Here is a 14,730-nt window from a genome sequence, read left to right as displayed (position 1 = left end):
GGGACCTTTGCCGCGCGACCCGGGACCTCCGTCCCGGGTGCCGCTCCGGTGGCCGGGTAGCCGACGGGTACCAGGGTGCGCGAGCGCACCGGCGGAGCAGCGGAAGGGCTGAGCACGATGACGGAACAGACCGCGGGCACACGACACGAGGGCGGCGGCGGCCGGGACCGGGGCCCCGTACTGGTCGGGGTGGACGGTTCGGCGTCCGCGCTGCACGCGGTGGAGACCGCCGCGGGGGAGGCCCGCTCGCGCGGAGCGCGCCTGGCCGTCGTGCACGCCTTCACCTGGCCCCTGCTCCCCGTCCCCCTCGGCCCCTCCCCGTACGGCCCGCCCGGCGGCGGCCTCAGGCAGCAGGCCCAGGAGATCCTCGACACGGCCGTCGTACGCGCCCGCGCGTGCGCCCCGGACGTCGAGGTGACAGGGGAGATCATCGAGGGCGAGCCCCTCACCGTCCTGGCCGCCCGGTCCCGCTCCGCCGCCCTCGTGGTCGTCGGCAGCCGGGGCGTCGGCGCGTTCACCGGACTGCTCCTCGGCTCGGTCGCCGTCCACCTCGCCGCGCACGCCGGGTGCCCGGTCCTCGTCGTCCGGGGGCGCGAGGGGCCCAGCGGACCGGTGCTGCTGGCCGTCGACGGCTCCCCGGACTCCGGGGCCGCGGTCGACTTCGCGTTCGAGACGGCACGGGCCCGTGGCGCGGAACTCCTCGCGGTGCACGCCTGGGCGCCGAGGACGGGTCCCGGCGACCTCACCCCGCTCTTCCAGGGCGAGGAGGTGATCAGGGACGAGGAACAGAGGGTCCTCGACCAGGCCCTCGCGGCGGCCGGGGAGCGATGGCCCGAGGTGTCCGTCGAACGGCGGCTCGTCCGGGGCCGGACCCGGTCGGTGCTGCTCGCGGAGAGCGCCGACGCCCAGCTGGTGGTCCTGGGGGCCCGGGGCCGCGGAGGGTTCGCGGGCCTGCTCCTCGGCTCGGTCAGCCAGGCGATGCTGCACCACGCGCAGAGCCCGGTCGTGGTGGTCCGGGGCGCGGCGGGAGAAGCCGGAGCGGCCTGAGGCGACCGGGCCGGACTGCCCCGGCGGGACCCGGCTGAGACGACCGGGCTGGATTCGCCCGGTGGGACCCGGCTGAGACGACCGGGCCGGATTCTCCCGGTGTGATCCGGTTCCACCGGGGGCGGTGCCTACCCTGGAGGGAGGAGACACGGGCGGGAGGCGGGGTCCCCGCCCCGCCCGGGGCCGGCGCGGTCGGAAGGGCGGCGCGCGATGTTCTTCGGCGATCGTACGGACGCGGGGCGGCAGCTCGCCGCCCGTCTGGACCACCTCAAGGGCCGGGACGTCCTGGTGCTCGGTCTGCCGCGCGGCGGAGTCCCGGTGGCGGCGGAGGTCGCCGCCGCCCTGGGCGCCCCGCTCGACGTCTGTCTGGTCCGCAAGCTGGGTGTGCCCCGGCAGCCCGAGCTGGCGATGGGCGCGCTCGGCGAGGGAGGCGTCCGGGTGCTCAACGAGCGGGTGCTGCGGGACGCCGGGGTGACGGAGCGGGACCTCGCGGCGGTGGAGGAGCGCGAGCTGCGGGAACTGGAGCGGCGGGGCCGCCGCTACCGGGGGAGCGGGCCGTCCGAGCCGCTCGCGGGCCGGACGGTCCTGGTCGTCGACGACGGGTTCGCCACCGGGGCCACCGCCCTCGCGGCCTGCCGGGTGGTGCGGGCCGGGGGAGCGGCCCGGATCGTCCTCGCGGTCCCGGTCGCCCCGCGCGGCTGGGCGGCCCGGCTGGGCGGCGAGGCCGACGAGACGGTGAGCGTGCGGACACCGGATCTGTTCTTCGCGATCGGACAGTTCTACGGGGACTTCTCACAGACCCCGGACACCGAGGTGATCGCGTGCCTGGAACGGAACCGGGCCGCGCGGGGGCCGGTGGCCCGGGGCGCGGACGACCTGGCGGTACGGGGCCGGGACGACGTGGTGGCTCGGCGTGCGGACGGTCCGGTGGTGCGGGACGGGGAGGGCCGGACGGTCCGGGGCACGGGCGGTGCGGCGGTCCCGGGCGGGGACGGGCCAGTGGTGCGGGGCACGGGCGGTGCGGGTGTCCCGGGCGGGGACGGACGCGTGGTGCGGGACGGGCCCGTGGCGAGGGACGTCCGTGTTCCGTTTCCCGGTGGTGAGCTGCCCGGACGGCTCGTGGTGCCCGAGGACGCCACCGGTGTCGTGCTCTTCGCCCACGGCAGTGGCAGCGGCAGGCACAGCCCCCGCAACCGCGCCGTCGCGGCGGCGCTGAACCGGGCCGGGCTCGGCACGCTCCTGTTCGACCTGCTCACCGAGGCAGAGGCGGCCGACCGGGCGCTGGTCTTCGACGCGCCGCTGCTCGCCGGGCGGCTGTCCGGGGCCACGGAGTGGCTGTCCCGGGACCCGGCGGGCGCCGGACTGCCGCTCGGGTACTTCGGGGCGAGCACGGGGGCCGCCGCCGCGCTGTGGGCGGCGGGCGATCCCGCCTCCCGGGTGGCCGCCGTCGTCTCGCGGGGCGGGCGGCCGGACCTCGCCGCGAGACGACTGGGGCTGGTGCGCGCCCCGACGCTGCTGGTCGTGGGAGGCCGTGACGCACGGGTCGTCGAGCTGAACCGGCGGGCCCGGTCGCTGTTGCGCTGCGAGAGCGAGCTCGCCCTGGTGCCGGGCGCCGGTCACCTCTTCGAGGAGCCGGGCGCCCTGGAGGAGGTGGCGGGGCTCGCCACCTCCTGGTTCACCGGGCACCTACGGGATCAGTAGGCCCCGTTGACGTTGTCGATGGAGCCGTAGCGGTCGGCCGCGTAGTTGCAGGCGGCGGTGATGTTGGCGACCGGGTCGTACTGGTCCACGGGCGTGCCCGGCACGTGGTAGGCGAGGAAGGTCGGTTCGATGACCTGGAGCAGCCCCTTGGAGGGTGTGCCCGCCACCGCGTTGGAGTCCCAGAGGTTGATGGCCCGGGGGTTGCCGGAGGACTCGCGCATCACGTTGCGGAGGATGCCGTCGTACGAGCCGGGGATGCCGTGCCGGGCCATCACGTCCAGGGACTCCCGGATCCAGCCGTCGAGGTTGTCGGTGTACTGGGCGGCGGCGATCGGGACGGCCTTCAGGGCGACGGTGGCGGCGGAGGAGACCGCCCCGGTGGCGGAGGCGCCGGTGCCGGTGGCCACGGCGGGGACGGCCCGGCTCTCGGAACGGTTCGCCCGTTCGGTCGAGTCGGACGCCTTCCGCGCCTCGGCGGGGGTGGCCTTCGCGGACAGCCGATGAATCGTCAGTTCAAGGCCGGGGTGAATGAGTGACGGATTGTCACCCACGACGTTCTTGTTGGTCCGGTAAAGACCTTCCCAGCCTCCCTGAATTCCCTTCTTCTGGGCGATGAGGGAAAGGGAGTCGCCGCTGACGACCGTGTAGGTGCGGGCGTCGGCGGGAGCGGCCGGGACCTTCGCGGGGGCGGCGGGGGTGGCCGCCGGGGCGGTGACGGCGGTGCGGGCGACGGATTCCTGGACGCCGGAAACAGGCGCGGCGCCCGCCATGGCGGGGGCGATCAGGGGCAGGGCCAGGGCGGCTCCACCCGTGCTGATCAGCGCCCAGCCACGGGAGACGGAGCGGCGGGGTCGGCGGTGCTTGCTCTGAGCGGGCATGACGGATTCCTCTCCGGCGCCTGCGGGGTGAGCTGTCGGGTTCGGACGGGAGATGTCCGGCCGCGCGCACGCGGCTGCACCCCGAGCCGCCCCGGATTCCCGGGTCGGCGTATTCGTGGGTCCCCCGCTCCTGCCGTCGGGTGAAAAGGAGAAGTGTTTCGAACGGTGGCAGGATTCGGCGATCCGCTCGAATGCAGGTGACCGTAGGGCAGTCATGCGGCATGGAACAAGAGGATCAGTGGCGAGAAATGCGGAAAGGATCACGGAATTCGGATGATTCAAGATCGAACGCGATCCGGGCGGGCGGGGAATTCCTTGCCCGGTACGGGCCCGGAGCCCCTGGCCTCCCGGTTCACCGCGAGGGTAGTGAGTCGCGTCACGCGGAACCTGATGTCCGCATATGACCCTTAGTTCCGTTAATGGGGAAGTGTGGCGTAAAGGCCCATCGCCACGATGGGCATTGAGTGTCAAATGCGGCAAAACGGGCATTCCGCGTGAAAGATGAGAGTGATCCCGACCGAGGAGCCCCCGGATGCCACCCACCGTCCCCCCGCTCAGCCCCGACGCCCTCGACCGCGAGGCCGCCGCCCTCCACGACAGTGCCGTCTGGCAGCGGATCGTCGAGGAGTGGACCGCCGCCCCGCCCGCCGCGACTCCGGCCCTGCCCGCGGCCCTAGCCCCGGCCCTGCCCGCGGCCCCGGCCGCGCCTCCGCTGCCGCCCGTGCCGGGCCCCTCGCCCGCCCGCGTACCCGGCCTCGCGCCCCCGCCCGGCGAGGGCGTGGGGCCCGAGGCGTGGCGGCGGCTGCTCACCGTCCCGGTGGACCGGCTCGTCACCGACGCCCTCGGCGCCCTGCCCCCACCCCCGCCCGTCGAGCGCCGCCTCCCCGGCCGGATCGGAGCCGTCCTGCCCGACCGGCTGCACGCCTGGCGCCGGATCGGCAGCCCGGAGCTCCGCCCCTCGGTCCACCTCGGCTACGCCCGCCTCGTCCTGACGGAATGGGGCTGGCAGAACACCCCGTACCGGCTGCGTGACGCCCGGGGCGCCCGGTGCGTGTGCGGCGCCCTGCTCGCCGCCCACCGCCTGGGATACGGCGGCGGGGCGACCATGAACGAGGCGGCCGCCTGGATCATGACCGAGCTGCGCTCACGCGGATGGCACGAGCTGATCGGGCCGTGGAACCGGGCTCCCGGCCGCACGGCGGACGATGCGGTGGCCCTGCTCGACGCCACGATCCGCCGCGCCGCGCTCGCCGGACGCTGAGCCGCCCCGGATCAGCAGCTGACGCTCGGTTCCCCGGTCTCGATGTGGCCGGTGCGCCGGCGCGACCAGGTCCCGTCGAGGGTCGGCGAGGACGGTGGAGCCGTACCGGCCGTTCTGGTGCGCGACGCCGTCGAAGTGTCCCTCACGGGTCGAGTCCGCCGGGACGGTGTACGTCCACGGGTCGTCCGGACGGTGGACGTTCGAGCGGATCGTGAACGTCACGGGACCCGCCGAGGTGCTGCTCGGCCGGAACCGCGGGGCCGTCCTCCCGGTGCCCGGCCCGGTCGCGTACCGGGCCGGGCGCCTCGACGGCCCGGCCCGCTCAGACGGTACGGACCTCCACGCCCGCCTCGGTGAGCCGCGCCACCGCCTCCGGAGCGATGCCGGTGTCCGTGACGAGGAGGTCGACGCGGTCCAGACCGCAGATGCGGGCGAACGCCCGGCGGCCCATCTTGGAGGAGTCGGTCACCACCACGACCCGGCTGGCGCGCTCGGCGAAGAGCCGGCTGATGCTCGCCTCGTCCTCCTGATGGGCCATCACGCCCAACTGGGGGTCGACCCCGTCGACCCCCAGGACCACCACGTCGAGCACGACCTCGTTGAGCACACCGACCGTCAGCGGTCCCACCAGCTCGTACGTCTGGGGCCTGGCCACCCCGCCGGTCGCGACGATCTTGATCTGGGGGCGCACCGCCAGCTCGCCCGCGATGTTCAGCGCGTTGGTGACCACCGTCAGCGCGGGACCGGGCGACGCCGTCGCTCCCGGGAGCTCCGCGCGACCGCTCGCGAACCGCAGCGCGAGCGCCCGTGCCACCTCCGTCGTGGTCGTGCCCCCGTTGAGCCCCACGACCTCGCCCGGCGCGACCAGATCGGCCGCCGCCTCGGCGATCCGGCGCTTCTCCGGGGCGTGCCGCGTGGATTTGTACCGCAGGGGCAGCTCGTACGACACGCCGTGTGCGACCGCGCCGCCCCGGGTCCGTACGAGCAGCTGCTGCTCCGCGAGCTCGTCGAGGTCCCGGCGGATCGTGGCGGCGGAGACGTCCAGCGTCGTCGCCGCCTCCTCCACCTCCAGTTTCCCCGAGGAGGCCAGGAGTTCGAGGAGCGTGTTCCACCGCTCGTGCTTGGACATGGGTCCCTCCCTCGGGATCGTGCGCGCGTCCGATTCTATCCGCCGACCCGCCGTGGATCTGGAAACAGAATGCATGTTTCTGCTTGAATGGCCCCGACTTCGAACAACTTTCATCACCACAGTGCCCCCTTCTTGCAAGGAGACCGGTCATGAGTACCACCCGTACCGCCGTGGAGATCGCTTCCCAGCCGACGACCTGGCGGCAGGCCGCCCGGACCCTCCCGCAGCACACCGCCGCCCTGCCCCGGCGCGGCGAGCGGGTCGCGGTGATCGGCTGCGGCACCTCCTGGTTCATGGCCCTGGCCTACGCCGAACTGCGCGAGTCCGGCGGCCACGGCGAGACCGACGCCTTCGCCGCCTCGGAGTTCCCCTACGGACGCCACTACGACCGGGTCGTCGCCATCACCCGCTCCGGCACCACCAGCGAGGTCCTGGCCGTCCTGTCCCGGCTGCGCGGCACGGTCCCCACCGGCGCGATCACCGCCGATCCCACGACCCCCGTGATGGACCTCGCCGACGAGGTCGCCGTCCTCGACTTCGCCGACGAGGAGTCCGTGGTCCAGACCCGCTTCGCCACCACGGTCATCGCCCTGTTCCGCGCCCACCTGGAGGCCGAGGACGCGCTGCCCGAGGGCGTGGCCACCGTCGAGGACGCCGCACGGGACGCCGAACAGGCCCTGGGGTCCCCGCTCGACGAGAGCGTGCGCACCGCCGAGCAGTTCACCTTCCTCGGCACCGGCTGGACCTACGGACTCGCCCTGGAGGCAGGCCTCAAGATGCGCGAGGCGGCCGGCGCGTGGACCGAGGCCTACCCCGCGATGGAGTACCGCCACGGCCCCATCAGCATCACCGGACCCGGCCGTGTCACCTGGGGCTTCGGCGTCCTGCCCGCCGGACTCGCCGACGAGGTCCGCAAGGTCGGCGGGACCCTCTCCGAGAGCGACCTGGACCCGCTCGCCGACCTGGTCCGGGCCCAGCGGCTCGCCGTCGCCGTCGCCGAGGCCCAGGGCCTCGACCCCGACACCCCCCGGAACCTGACCCGCTCGGTCGTCCTCACCGACCCCGCCGCCTGACCGCCGCCCGCACCCGCCACCCCGGAGAAGCAGCATGCCGTTGACGCCGACCGATGAGATCGTCCGCCGTGCCCGCGCGGCGGGCACCGGCGTGGGGGCGTTCAACGTCCTCCAGCTCGAACACGCCCAGGCCATCGTCGCCGGAGCGGAGACCGCCGACCGGCCGGTCGTCCTCCAGATCAGCGAGAACACCGTCCGCTACCACGGCGCCCTGGAGCCGGTCGCGCTCGCCTCCCTCGCCGTCGCCCGCGCCGCCAAGACCCCCGTCGCCGTCCACCTCGACCACGCCGAGAACCCCGACCTCGTCCGGGAGGCCGTGGCCCTGGGACTCGGCTCGGTCATGTTCGACGCCTCGAAGCTCCCCTACGCGGAGAACGTCGCCGCGACCCGCGAGGTCGTGGAGCACTGCCACCGCCACGGCGTCTGGGTCGAGGCCGAACTCGGCGAGGTCGGCGGCAAGGGCGGCGCCCACACCCCCGGCGTCCGCACCGACCCCGCCGAGGCCCGCGCGTTCGTCGAGGCCACCGGAGCCGACGCCCTCGCGGTCGCCGTCGGCAGCTCCCACCAGATGCTGACCCGGGACGCGGTGCTCGACTTCGACCTGATCGCCCGGCTGCGCGCGGCCGTCGACACCCCGCTCGTCCTGCACGGCTCCTCCGGCGTCCCGGACGCGGACCTCACCACCGCCGTCGCCGCGGGCATGACCAAGGTGAACGTCTCCACCCACCTCAACAAGGCCTTCACCCGGGCCGTCCGCGACCATCTGACGGAGCACCCGGCCACGGTCGACCCCCGCCACTACCTCACCCCCGCCCGGGCGGCCGTCGCCCACGAGGTCGCCCACCTCCTGACGGTCCTCGCGCCCCACTGACCCGGCCCGCAGGACCGGGAGCCCGGCGCGGTGGCGCACCCCCTCCGCACCACCGCGCCGACCGGCCCCACGGAAAGCGGCCCCCCCTCGGGGGGCCGCGCTTCCGGAGCCGGACCACGGGGCCCGCGGCGGAACACCCGCGCGGGCCCCGCCGCCGACCGGGGTCAGCCCTCCCCGTCGATCCGCTCCGCCACGAACACCGGGATCTCCCGCTCGGTCCGCACCGCGTAGTCCGCGTAGTCGGGGAAGGCCGCCACCGCGCGCTCCCACCACGCCTCGCGCTCGGTACCGGTGACGATCCGGGTCCGCATGTCCCACACCCGGGGGCCGTCCCGCACCTCCACGAGCGGCGAGGCGACGAGGTTGTGGTACCAGAAGGGGTGCTCCGGCGCGCCGCCCTTCGAGGCCACCAGCGCGTACGCCCCGTCGTGCTCGACCCGCATCAGCGGCGTCTTGCGGAGCTTCCCGCTGCGCGCGCCGACGCTGGTGACCAGCACGACCGGCATGTCCCGCATGGTCGTGCCCTCGGTGCCGCCGGACGACTCGTACAACTCGACCTGGTCGCGCACCCACTGGCTCGGGCTGGGCTCGTACTCGCCTTCGAGGGGCATGGAAGTCCTTTCGGGTCGTTCCGGGGCCCCGGTGGTCCCCGGGATGTCGTCAGTACCATCTCGTAGAGTGACGCATGACGGCGGTGCGGTGGCACGACACGAGGGGGAACGGCCCGGACGGGGGAGTCGTTCCTCGCGGCCCGGCCCCCTCCCGGGCCCCGACCCGCCCGGCCCGCCCCCGTCCCCAGGAGTCGCATCCGTGCCCAGCATCGAGTACGCCGACGTCAGGACCGCCGCCGAGCGCGTCCACGGCCACGTCCGCCCCGTCACCGTCGTCCCCGCCGACTCCGGCGCGCGGCCGTACGAGCTCCACTACGCCCTGGAGCTCATGCAGCACACCGGCTCCTTCAAGGCCAGGGGCGCGCAGAACTTCCTCCTCGCCCACCGCGAGGCGGGCACCCTGCCCGCCGCCGGTGTCACCATCGCCTCGGGGGGCAACGCGGGCCTCGCGTGCGCCTGGGCGGCCCGGCGGCAGAACGTCACCGCGACCGTCTTCGTGCCGACCACCGCCCCCAAGGTCAAGGTCGACAAGCTCGTCGCCCTCGGCGCCGACGTCCGGCTCGTCGGCAGCGAGTACGCCGAGGCGCTCGCCGCCTGCGAGGACTTCGCGGCCACCACCGGCGCCCTCGCCTCCCACGCCTACGACCACCCGCTGATCGCCGCGGGCGCGGGCACCCTCCTCGACGAGATCCACGCGCGCGTGCCGGACCTCGACACCGTCGTCGTCGCGGTCGGCGGCGGCGGGCTCCTCAACGGCGTCGCCGTCGCCGCCCGGCACCACGGCATCCGGACCGTCGCCGTCGAACCCGAGGAGTCCCGCGCCCTCGACGCCGCCCTGCGGGCCGGACACCCCGTCGACGTCACCGTCCGGTCCGTCGCCGCCGACTCCCTCGGTGCCCGCCGAGCCTCCGCCGCCGCGGTCGAGACGGCCCGCCACGACGACGTCCGCAACGTCCTCGTCGGCGACGCCGCGATCGTCCGCACCCGCCGCGCCCTGTGGGACGACCGCCGCCTGGCCGTCGAGCACGCCGCCGCCACCGCCCTCGCCGCCCTCGCGCCGCAGGACGACGGATCCGACGCGCGCTACCGCCCGGCCCGGGGCGAGAAGGTCTGTGTGGTCCTCTGCGGAGCCAACACCGACCCGGGCGACCTGACGGGGGAGCCCGAGGCCCGGTAGCCACGGCGACAGGACCGGCCACGGCCCCCGGCTCAGATCTCGATGCGGCACTCCCACCAGGGCCGGCCGGAGAAGCCGAAGGGGTCGTTGGCCGTGCGGGCGAGGACACGCGCGTCGATCGGGGCCAGCGCGGCGCGCAGCTCCCGGCGGGCCCGGGGGCGCAGGTTCCACACCGCCAGCTCCAGCAGGGTGCGGATGTGCCCGGTCGGCACGTCCGTGAAGCCGTAGTGCCACTCCTCGGCCTTGCGGGGGCGTCCGGCGCGCAGTGCCCAGCGGCGCAGCGAGAGGGCGATGTCGCCCCTGTCCAGGCCCCGGTCGCGCTCGAACCGGGCTATCTGCCGGTTCGCCGAGGCCGACAGCCCCGGGATGACGGTGGTTCTCCTGATGCGCCCGGTGCCCCGAAGACGCAGTTGTGACCTGATCTCGCCCGGTGTCCGGCGAGCCATGGTGACTTCCCTGAAAAGGTGGTGTCCGGCAGGTAGCGGAACGATAACCCCACCGCCGGTGATCGTCCATGCCCCGCCATCCGGACCCGCCCCCTCACCGTCACGGCGGGTGCGTCAGGATGGGGGCATGACCGAGATCCTCACCCCCCGTCTCCTCCTCCGGCGCTGGAGCGACGACGACCTCGTCCCGATGTCCGAGATCAACGCCGACTCCGAGGTCATGCGCTGGATCCGCGACGGCTCCGTCCTCAACCTCGAACAGACCGCCGAGGCCATCGAGCGCTGGGAGGACGAGTGGGACGAGGAGGGCTTCGGGCTGTTCGCCGTCGAGCTGCTCGGTTCGGGCGAGCTGATCGGCTTCGCCGGGCTCTCGGTCCCACACTTCCTGCCCGCGGTGCTGCCCGACGTGGAGATCGGCTGGCGCCTCGGCCGCTCCTACTGGGGCCAGGGTTACGCCTCCGAGGCCGCCCACACGGTCCTGGAGTTCGCCCTCCAGGACCGCGGGCTCGACCGGCTCGTCTCCCTCATCCAGCCTTCCAACGAAGCCTCCGTGAACGTCGCGGAGAAGCTGGGCATGACCTTCGAGCGGGAGACGGTCCACCCGGAGTTCGGCCTGCCGCTCCAGGTCTACGCGATCGACCTCACCGAGTACCAGGCCTGACGGCCCGGTCCCGGGACGCTCAGTGGCGCTCGGGCAGGTCCCGCTCGGCGGGCAGCGACGTGACCGCGCCGTCCCCGGCGGTGGCGCGCGAGGCGGCGACGGCGGGCTTCTTCCCGCAGAACGCGGCCTCCAGCGTCCCGCCGAGCGCCGTGTTCGCCGCCCCCCGGTTCGAGGTGTTCGCCATCGCCGAGAGGCCCCGGCGGCCGTCGCGGGTGGCGAAGGCGTACGTGTAGAAGCCCTGCACGGTGCCGGTGTGGCCGTACACCCGCGTCCCGCACGACAGGTCGTAACGGCGCAGGCCGAGCCCGTAGAACCGGGTGTTCGTGGTGTCGGTCGGGGTGACCGTGGTCATCGCGTCCATCATCGCCGGGGACAGCAGCCGGCCCCGCATCAGGGCGCTGGTGAAGGTGTTCAGGTCGGCGGGGCTGGAGATCACGGCCCCGGCGGACTGCGCCCAGGAGACGGTCTGCTCCGTGGAGTCCACGAGCGCGCCACCGGCCTGGTCGGGGTGCAGATAGCCGCGCGCGTGCGGTCCCGCGATCCGGGCGTCGGGGTGCACGTACGAGGTGTCGCGCAGCTTCAGGGGCTTGAAGACGCGGCGCTGGTAGGCGTCGGCCACCGGCTTGCCCGTGAGCTTCTCGATGAGCATCCCGACCACCACGAAGTTGGCGTTCGAGTACTTGTAGGAGACGCCCGGCTCCGTCGTGCGGGGCTCGCTCAGGGACAGGTCGACCAGCTCCTGGTAGCCGAACACCCGGTTCCGTACGGACTCGAAGCCCGGCACGGTGTCGGCGAACATCGCGTTGGTGTAGTCCGCGAGCCCACTGCGGTGGGTCAGCAGGTGGCGGACCGTGATGCGGTCGTCCGGCAGCAGACCGGGCAGGTACGTGTTCACCGGGGCGTCCAGCTCCAGCTTGCCCTCCTGCGCCAGCTGGAGCAGCACCACCGTGGAGAACGTCTTGCTGACGCTGCCGATCCGGAAGCGGGACCGGATGTCCATCGGCGCGTTCGTGACGCGGTCCTGGACGCCGACGGTCCGGCTCCGGACCCCCTCGGGGCCGGTGAAACGGGCCATCGCGCCGGGCGCGCCGTTGGCCATGGCCGCGTTCAGGGCGGCGGTCACCCCGTCCATGTCGGGCGCGGGCACAGCGGGCGTCGCGGCGGCGGGAGCGTCGGGGGCGGGTGCGGCGAACGCGCTGGTGGCGGGGACGACACCCGCGGCGAGGGAGGCGATCAGGGCGGCGCTCACGGCCAGGCGTCGGTGTGACGTCAGGGGCACGGGATTCCTCAACTTCTTCCGGGTCGTTCGGCACGGCACACGGCCCGGTGTGCCGGGGGCGCGGCGACCACGGCCGCGCGGCCCCGGTCCCGTACCCATGGATCATGAGTGCGGGTACGCGGTGAACGGTTCCTGACACGCGGCGGACGATCTGGACCCGGACGTTCCGAACGGCGCCCACACACACGGAACCGGCCGGCCGAAAGGGATCGGCCGGCCGGTTCCACCGGGGGAGCGGGGATCAGACCGTGTCGAAGCGGTCCAGCTCCATGACCCGGCTCCACGCGGCGACGAAGTCCGCCACGAACTTCTCCTTGGCGTCGTCGCTCGCGTAGACCTCCGCGAGCGCGCGCAGCTCCGAGTTCGAGCCGAAGACCAGGTCCGCGCGGGTGCCCGTCCACCGGACCTCGCCGGTCGCGGTGTCACGGCCCTCGAACGTCGTCGCGTCCTCGGACGTCGCCGTCCAGGCCGTGCCCATGTCGAGCAGGTTGACGAAGAAGTCGTTCGTCAGGACGCCCGGGGTCGCGGTCAGGACACCGTGCGCGGACTGCTGGTGGTTCGCGCCGAGGACGCGCAGACCGCCGACGAGGACCGTCAGCTCGGGCGCGCTCAGCGTCAGCAGATTGGCGCGGTCGACCAGCAGGTACTCGGCGGGGAGCCGGTTGCCCTTGCCGAGGTAGTTGCGGAAGCCGTCGGCCTGCGGCTCCAGCGCGGCGAAGGACTCCACGTCCGTCTGCTCCTGCGCGGCGTCCACCCGGCCCGCCCGGAAGGGGACCTCGACCTCGAAGCCCGCCTCCTTCGCGGCCCGCTCGACGCCCACGGCGCCCGCCAGGACGATCAGGTCGGCCAGCGACACCTTCTTGCCGCCGTCCTGGGCGTCGTTGAAGGTGTCGCGCAGACCCTCCAGGACGCGCAGCACCGACGCCAGCCGGTCCGGGTCGTTGGCCTCCCAGCCGATCTGGGGCTGGAGGCGCACCCGGGCGCCGTTCGCACCGCCGCGCTTGTCGCTGCCCCGGAAGGAGGAGGCGGCCGCCCACGCGGTCGAGACCAGTTCGGACACCGACAGGCCGGTGGCGGCGACCGCGCTCCTGAGCGAGGCGATGTCCGCCGCGTCCACCGGCTCGTGGTCGACGGCGGGCAGCGGGTCCTGCCAGAGCAGGACCTCGGAGGGCACCTCGGGGCCGAGGTAGCGGGCGACCGGGCCCATGTCGCGGTGGGTCAGCTTGAACCAGGCGCGGGCGAAGGCGTCCGCGAACTCCGCCGGGTTCTCGTGGAAGCGCCGCGAGATCAGCTCGTACGCCGGGTCGAACCGCAGCGACAGGTCCGTCGTCAGCATGGTCGGCGCGTGGGTCTTCGACGGGTCGTGGGCGTCCGGGACCGTGCCCGCGCCCGCCCCGTCCTTCGGACGCCACTGGAAGGCGCCCGCCGGGCTCTTGAACTGCTCCCACTCGTAGCCGAAGAGGATGTCGAAGAAGCTGTTGTCCCAGGCCGTCGGGGTGTCGGTCCAGATGCCCTCCAGACCGCTGGTGATCGCGTCGCCGCCCCTGCCGGTGCCGTGGGTGCTGCTCCAGCCGAGACCCTGCTCCTCCAGCGCGGCGGCCTCGGGGTCGGCGCCCACGCGGTCGGCGGGCCCGGCGCCGTGCGTCTTGCCGAAGGTGTGGCCGCCCGCGATGAGAGCGACGGTCTCCTCGTCGTTCATCGCCATCCGGTCGAAGGTCTCGCGGATGTCCCGCGCGGCGGCGATCGGGTCCGGAGTGCCGTTGGGGCCCTCGGGGTTGACGTAGATGAGGCCCATCTGCACCGCGCCGAGCGGGCTCTCCAGCTCGCGGTCCCCGGTGTAGCGCTCGTCGCCGAGCCAGGTGGTCTCGGGACCCCAGTAGACGTCCTCGTCGGGCTCCCACACGTCCGCGCGGCCACCGGCGAAGCCGAAGGTCTCGAAGCCCATCGACTCCAGGGCCACATTGCCCGCGAGGATCAGCAGGTCGGCCCAGGAGATGTTCTGGCCGTACTTCTTCTTCACCGGCCACAGCAGACGGCGGGCCTTGTCCAGGTTGCCGTTGTCCGGCCAGCTGTTGAGCGGCGCGAAGCGCTGCTGGCCCGCCCCGGCGCCGCCGCGCCCGTCGCTGACGCGGTACGTGCCCGCGCTGTGCCACGCCATCCGGACCATCAGCGGGCCGTAGTGCCCGAAGTCGGCGGGCCACCACTCCTGCGAGGTGGTGAGCACCTCGGCGATGTCCCGCTTCACGGCCGGCAGATCGAGGTTCCCGAACGCCTCGGCGTAGTCGAACTCCCCGCCCAGCGGGTTCGCCACGGCGGGGTTCTTCGCGAGGATCTTCAGGTTGAGCCGGTTCGGCCACCACTGGCTGTTGCCGCCGCTCTGGGTGGGGTGCGCGGCACGGCCGTGCGCGACGGGACAGCCACCGCCGCCCTCCTCCTTCGCGTCCACGACGATCGCTTCATGGTTCTCAGACATGGTGTCCCTTCCGGACCGGGCGGTTCGCAGTGATCAGGAAGCAGGGTCGGCCGAACGGCCGGACACCGGCCGCTCCCCGCGGACGGACCGGCGCGCCCTGCTGAACGCCCCCGCCCCGCCCGC

General features: G+C 74.0%; 14 protein-coding genes and 1 riboswitch. Of the genes, 7 read left to right on the top strand and 7 right to left on the bottom strand.

The annotated features are described in order from the left end of the window. The first annotated feature begins 117 nt into the window (after window positions 1-117). Both ACIRQY_RS18420 and ACIRQY_RS18415 read left to right on the top strand, forming a co-directional pair. Window positions 118-1,047 (top strand): universal stress protein, encoded by a 930-nt coding sequence (locus ACIRQY_RS18420; protein WP_403926789.1) that lies wholly within the window; start codon window positions 118-120, stop codon window positions 1,045-1,047. Between the two features lie 210 nt (window positions 1,048-1,257). Continuing rightward, entirely contained in the window at window positions 1,258-2,748 is a 1,491-nt protein-coding gene (locus ACIRQY_RS18415; RefSeq protein ID WP_403926786.1) for a phosphoribosyltransferase family protein, read from the top strand. On the opposite strand, the gene ACIRQY_RS18410 is transcribed toward ACIRQY_RS18415, so the two are convergent. After that, the gene (locus ACIRQY_RS18410) at window positions 2,742-3,626 is read right to left on the bottom strand and encodes a transglycosylase SLT domain-containing protein (protein ID WP_403926784.1); all 885 of its coding nucleotides are present in this window, start codon (window positions 3,624-3,626) and stop codon (window positions 2,742-2,744) included. The genes ACIRQY_RS18415 and ACIRQY_RS18410 overlap by 7 nt on opposite strands. Window positions 3,627-3,630: 4 nt before the next feature. Continuing rightward, a riboswitch (cyclic di-AMP (ydaO/yuaA leader) is annotated at window positions 3,631-3,817 on the bottom strand. Window positions 3,818-4,158: 341 nt separating this feature from the next. On the opposite strand from ACIRQY_RS18410, the gene ACIRQY_RS18405 reads away from it, so the two are divergent. Continuing rightward, the gene (locus ACIRQY_RS18405; protein ID WP_403926781.1) at window positions 4,159-4,887 is read left to right on the top strand and encodes a hypothetical protein; all 729 of its coding nucleotides are present in this window, start codon (window positions 4,159-4,161) and stop codon (window positions 4,885-4,887) included. Here the strand turns inward: ACIRQY_RS18405 and ACIRQY_RS18400 are convergent. Then, entirely contained in the window at window positions 4,771-5,109 is a 339-nt protein-coding gene (locus ACIRQY_RS18400) for a hypothetical protein (protein ID WP_403926779.1), read from the bottom strand. The genes ACIRQY_RS18405 and ACIRQY_RS18400 overlap by 117 nt on opposite strands. A 100-nt stretch (window positions 5,110-5,209) precedes the next feature. Then, complete coding sequence (locus tag ACIRQY_RS18395; protein ID WP_403926776.1) at window positions 5,210-6,016, bottom strand: DeoR/GlpR family DNA-binding transcription regulator; 807 nt, start codon at window positions 6,014-6,016, stop codon at window positions 5,210-5,212. Window positions 6,017-6,165: 149 nt separating this feature from the next. On the opposite strand from ACIRQY_RS18395, the gene ACIRQY_RS18390 reads away from it, so the two are divergent. Together ACIRQY_RS18390 and ACIRQY_RS18385 are read left to right on the top strand one after the other, a co-directional pair. Continuing rightward, the gene (locus ACIRQY_RS18390; RefSeq protein ID WP_351788190.1) at window positions 6,166-7,089 is read left to right on the top strand and encodes a sugar isomerase; all 924 of its coding nucleotides are present in this window, start codon (window positions 6,166-6,168) and stop codon (window positions 7,087-7,089) included. A gap of 34 nt (window positions 7,090-7,123) precedes the next feature. Further along, a complete protein-coding gene (locus tag ACIRQY_RS18385; RefSeq protein ID WP_403926773.1) occupies window positions 7,124-7,960 on the top strand; it encodes a ketose-bisphosphate aldolase in 837 nt (278 codons plus the stop codon). A gap of 164 nt (window positions 7,961-8,124) precedes the next feature. On the opposite strand, the gene ACIRQY_RS18380 is transcribed toward ACIRQY_RS18385, so the two are convergent. After that, window positions 8,125-8,571, bottom strand: a complete 447-nt coding sequence (locus ACIRQY_RS18380; RefSeq protein WP_351788185.1) for a nitroreductase family deazaflavin-dependent oxidoreductase — start codon at window positions 8,569-8,571, stop codon at window positions 8,125-8,127. 199 nt (window positions 8,572-8,770) lie between these two features. Between ACIRQY_RS18380 and ACIRQY_RS18375 the strand changes: the two genes are divergently transcribed. After that, complete coding sequence (locus ACIRQY_RS18375) at window positions 8,771-9,748, top strand: serine/threonine dehydratase (RefSeq protein ID WP_351788182.1); 978 nt, start codon at window positions 8,771-8,773, stop codon at window positions 9,746-9,748. 32 nt (window positions 9,749-9,780) lie between these two features. Here the strand turns inward: ACIRQY_RS18375 and ACIRQY_RS18370 are convergent, their stop codons facing one another. After that, a complete protein-coding gene (locus ACIRQY_RS18370; protein ID WP_403926770.1) occupies window positions 9,781-10,194 on the bottom strand; it encodes a hypothetical protein in 414 nt (137 codons plus the stop codon). A 127-nt stretch (window positions 10,195-10,321) separates the two neighbouring features. Here ACIRQY_RS18370 and ACIRQY_RS18365 point away from each other — a divergent pair, with 127 nt between their 5' ends. Further along, window positions 10,322-10,855 carry a GNAT family N-acetyltransferase gene (locus ACIRQY_RS18365; protein WP_403926769.1) on the top strand — a complete coding sequence of 178 codons (534 nt, stop codon included), beginning with the start codon at window positions 10,322-10,324 and terminating at the stop codon, window positions 10,853-10,855. A gap of 19 nt (window positions 10,856-10,874) precedes the next feature. Here the strand turns inward: ACIRQY_RS18365 and ACIRQY_RS18360 are convergent, their stop codons facing one another. Then, window positions 10,875-12,134, bottom strand: a complete 1,260-nt coding sequence (locus ACIRQY_RS18360) for a serine hydrolase domain-containing protein (protein ID WP_403926767.1) — start codon at window positions 12,132-12,134, stop codon at window positions 10,875-10,877. A 241-nt stretch (window positions 12,135-12,375) separates the two neighbouring features. Then, window positions 12,376-14,607, bottom strand: coding sequence for a catalase/peroxidase HPI (katG, locus tag ACIRQY_RS18355; RefSeq protein WP_403926765.1), 2,232 nt, complete (start codon window positions 14,605-14,607; stop codon window positions 12,376-12,378). Window positions 14,608-14,730: the final 123 nt, after the last annotated feature.

The sequence above is a fragment of the Streptomyces sp. NPDC101490 genome (assembly GCF_044767145.1).
Lineage (GTDB): Bacteria > Actinomycetota > Actinomycetes > Streptomycetales > Streptomycetaceae > Streptomyces.
This window is presented reverse-complemented; position numbering and strand designations above follow the sequence as displayed.

Coding starts and splice junctions, on each gene's coding strand:
- ACIRQY_RS18395 (WP_403926776.1), bottom strand. CDS start 6,016: ATGTCCAAGCACGAGCGGTGGAACACGCTCCTCGAACTCCTGGCCTCC.
- ACIRQY_RS18415 (WP_403926786.1), top strand. CDS start 1,258: ATGTTCTTCGGCGATCGTACGGACGCGGGGCGGCAGCTCGCCGCCCGT.
- ACIRQY_RS18370 (WP_403926770.1), bottom strand. CDS start 10,194: ATGGCTCGCCGGACACCGGGCGAGATCAGGTCACAACTGCGTCTTCGG.
- ACIRQY_RS18410 (WP_403926784.1), bottom strand. CDS start 3,626: ATGCCCGCTCAGAGCAAGCACCGCCGACCCCGCCGCTCCGTCTCCCGT.
- ACIRQY_RS18405 (WP_403926781.1), top strand. CDS start 4,159: ATGCCACCCACCGTCCCCCCGCTCAGCCCCGACGCCCTCGACCGCGAG.
- ACIRQY_RS18380 (WP_351788185.1), bottom strand. CDS start 8,571: ATGCCCCTCGAAGGCGAGTACGAGCCCAGCCCGAGCCAGTGGGTGCGC.
- ACIRQY_RS18385 (WP_403926773.1), top strand. CDS start 7,124: ATGCCGTTGACGCCGACCGATGAGATCGTCCGCCGTGCCCGCGCGGCG.
- ACIRQY_RS18365 (WP_403926769.1), top strand. CDS start 10,322: ATGACCGAGATCCTCACCCCCCGTCTCCTCCTCCGGCGCTGGAGCGAC.
- ACIRQY_RS18390 (WP_351788190.1), top strand. CDS start 6,166: ATGAGTACCACCCGTACCGCCGTGGAGATCGCTTCCCAGCCGACGACC.
- katG (WP_403926765.1), bottom strand. CDS start 14,607: ATGTCTGAGAACCATGAAGCGATCGTCGTGGACGCGAAGGAGGAGGGC.
- ACIRQY_RS18420 (WP_403926789.1), top strand. CDS start 118: ATGACGGAACAGACCGCGGGCACACGACACGAGGGCGGCGGCGGCCGG.